The organism is Bacillus sp. 05T31 (assembly GCF_056396725.1).
This window is the reverse complement of the sequence record NZ_JBFTMA010000602.1, coordinates 1-2,763: the sequence shown is the minus strand read 5'-3', so window position 1 is coordinate 2,763 and position 2,763 is coordinate 1. Positions and strand designations below refer to the sequence as shown.

Annotated in this window: 4 protein-coding genes; 1 reads left to right on the top strand and 3 read right to left on the bottom strand. The window is 35.2% G+C overall.

The features are described 5' to 3' along the window. Window positions 1–390 (top strand): cation diffusion facilitator family transporter (locus tag AC1DJR_RS24990; protein ID WP_477003763.1); only part of this gene is annotated, 390 nt, incomplete at its 5' end. On the opposite strand, the gene AC1DJR_RS24985 is transcribed toward AC1DJR_RS24990, so the two are convergent. From AC1DJR_RS24985 to AC1DJR_RS24975, 3 genes are all read right to left on the bottom strand, one after another. Beyond that, the gene (locus AC1DJR_RS24985; protein ID WP_429687301.1) at window positions 380–1,015 is read right to left on the bottom strand and encodes a phosphatase PAP2 family protein; all 636 of its coding nucleotides are present in this window, start codon (window positions 1,013–1,015) and stop codon (window positions 380–382) included. The two genes, AC1DJR_RS24990 and AC1DJR_RS24985, sit on opposite strands and share 11 nt — an antisense overlap. Before the next feature lie 77 nt (window positions 1,016–1,092). Continuing rightward, window positions 1,093–1,848, bottom strand: a complete 756-nt coding sequence (locus tag AC1DJR_RS24980; RefSeq protein ID WP_044441857.1) for a sporulation protein — start codon at window positions 1,846–1,848, stop codon at window positions 1,093–1,095. After that, window positions 1,830–2,651 carry a serine/threonine protein kinase gene (locus tag AC1DJR_RS24975; protein ID WP_477003762.1) on the bottom strand — a complete coding sequence of 274 codons (822 nt, stop codon included), beginning with the start codon at window positions 2,649–2,651 and terminating at the stop codon, window positions 1,830–1,832. Before AC1DJR_RS24975 ends, AC1DJR_RS24980 begins: the two co-directional genes overlap by 19 nt. Window positions 2,652–2,763 lie beyond the last annotated feature (112 nt).

Below are 2,763 nucleotides of genomic sequence, written 5' to 3'. Positions count from 1 at the left end.
GTAGTAGGTATAGTCGGCGCACAGTTCCAAATGCCTATTTTGGACCCTATTGCTGCTTTACTTGTCGGTCTTATTATTTGTAAGACCGCGTGGGAAATTTTTGTAGAAGCTTCTCATATGCTAACGGATGGAATTGATCCTGAAAAAATGGATGAATACGCTGATGCTATAGGGCATATTTCAGGTGTAGAACATATTGTAGATATTCGTGCTCGTATGTATGGGAACCAAACGTATGTGGATATTACAATTGAAGTAGATGCTCGAATGGATGTTAGCGAAAGCCATTGTATTACTGACAATATTGAAGATATGCTTCGAAAAAAATTCGGAATTTACCATGCTCATATTCATGTGGAGCCCATGCAAAAAGAACCTATTATGATATAGGTTCTTTTTTAATGAACGCCTTATGAAATATAATACATAAAACGAGCCAGCTACCGCCCGCTGCCCATCCGGCTAATATGTCAGATGGATAGTGCACGCCAAGATAAATTCGGCTAACTGAAATAGATAATACAACGAAGCTTGCTATAAAAATAATCAGCAACTTTTTATGCAATGAAATACGATCTTCTGTAATTGTGACGTATGCAATAAATCCTAAAAAAGCAGTAGCATTCATCGTATGACCGCTCGGAAAGCTATATCCAGTTGCTGTAACAAGCTGCGTCACATCAGGTCGTGCTCGTTCATACCATAGTTTGAGCATACTGTTCAAATAACGTGATCCGTAATAATTAATTGTTAGAAGTAATGCACTTAATATTTTTTTTCTAAGAAGAAAATACATTACAAGTATAATGAGTAACGGGAAATATATTCTTTTTGAACCGATAAAGGACACCCAAGTAAAATAGGTTGTCAAATACTCGTTTCGGAAACTTTGAATAAAGTGTGCGACTACATTATCAAATTTTTCAATACAAGCGGTATGATACGAAAGTGATAGTGCGACAAAACAAATGAGTAGTGTACAACTTAACAAGTATAAATGTCGGTATCGTTTCACATACATAACCTCACTATGCAAAAAAATGGAGCGGTTGTTTTAGTTTTCCTCTCCATTTCTTTTTTATGCATAGTTTATTAAAAAATATTATTGTTAATTTTTTGCTGCATCGTTGGAATATCTTCGTTTGTTACTGTAAAGCGAATAACCTTCTCATCAAGATCAAGYGCYTCTGCGAATAAACCAGCCAATCCACGTGATTTTCTATCTACTTCCATAATAATTTCTAATCGGTCGTGGGCACTTGGCAAAATTAATAATTCTAATTCATCTAATTTCCCATAATACTCTCCGGAGACTGGAATAAACTCAAATTCTTGCGCGAATGGAACTTGCTTACGTAATCGATACGGTAATTCTTCGCATTCTACATGACGCGCTTTAAAACCTAATTGATTTACACTATTTAATACACTGTTCAATAGTGCATTCGGCAACACTTGAATATAATCACGGTCACTTGGATCAATACTACGTTTAATATCAAGGCCTGTATGAACCCAAACCGTTTTCATTCCAAGTGTTAGTGGTACTTCAATTGGCATTAAAAACGAAAATGGAATTTCCACTTTTTCATTTGGCTCTACAGAAAATGGATCTGTTAAACGAACTCGCTCCAAATCATACGTTGCCGTTACTTTTTTATCATCCACTTCTCTTACATATGACGTCGACAACGTTAAGTAAATGCTTTCAATTTCTTGGTTAACTGAACCTCCAGTTATATGAACCTTCCCTACTATCTCTTCTCCAACTATATACTCATCTTTTTCAAGAACRGTATCTACTTTTGCACTACCAATACCAACGCTTGCTAAAAACTTTTGAAACATGAAGTCTCCATCCTTTCTAAAGCGTAAGCTACATCTTTTTTCAAGTCTTGTACATTTTCATAGTATGGCGCTTTCATTTGTAACATTCGCATTAGCATGTCGCGATTATATTCTTCCAGCACTAACTCTTCATACCAAGGTTTTTCCTTTTTTTCAGTCGATTCATAACTAGCATACAATAAAAATAATACGAAATGACCGAGCGCATAAAAGTCGCTACGAAAGTGAACTTCTCGCATCAAAGCTTGTTCACCTTCATAAGTTATAGCACGCTCATCACCCTCACCTTTCAATTTAGCCAATCCAAAATCAATAATACTAATCTGATTTTCTTTCATTAATATGTTTGGAATACGTAAATCTCGGTGAACGATACCTTTACTATGAAAATACGAAACAATTCCTAGTACTTCATATAAAATCCCAAAAACTTCACGTTCATCATATACTTGCCCATCTAAGAAAATATGATCTTCGAAATTTTTTCCCGGCATATACTCCATCACAAAAAAGTTCTTTTTCTCCCATATGAAATGATCATGTAGATTAGGAATTGACGCATGATTTAATGTTTGTAAAATCACTTTCTCTTGCTCAAATGATTTTCTACCAGACTCATATCTTTGTTTACTTTGCCTTAATTGTTTTAAGACTTTATATTTATTTATTTGTAAATCATTAACGACATATGTAACCCCATAACTGCCCATTCCAATTACTGATWCAATCTTATAACGCTCTGCAACGATTGTATTTTTTCGCAGTGGTCTATCAAATAAAGCTAGTATACGACGCCATTTCATCAGCTACTTGAAAAGAAGCTACGGCTTTTACGTTTTCTTTTATAATGCTGATGCCCATAACCAGATGAACGTCGTTTATAGTCGCTACTTGAATAAGAGCGCCCTCTATGAC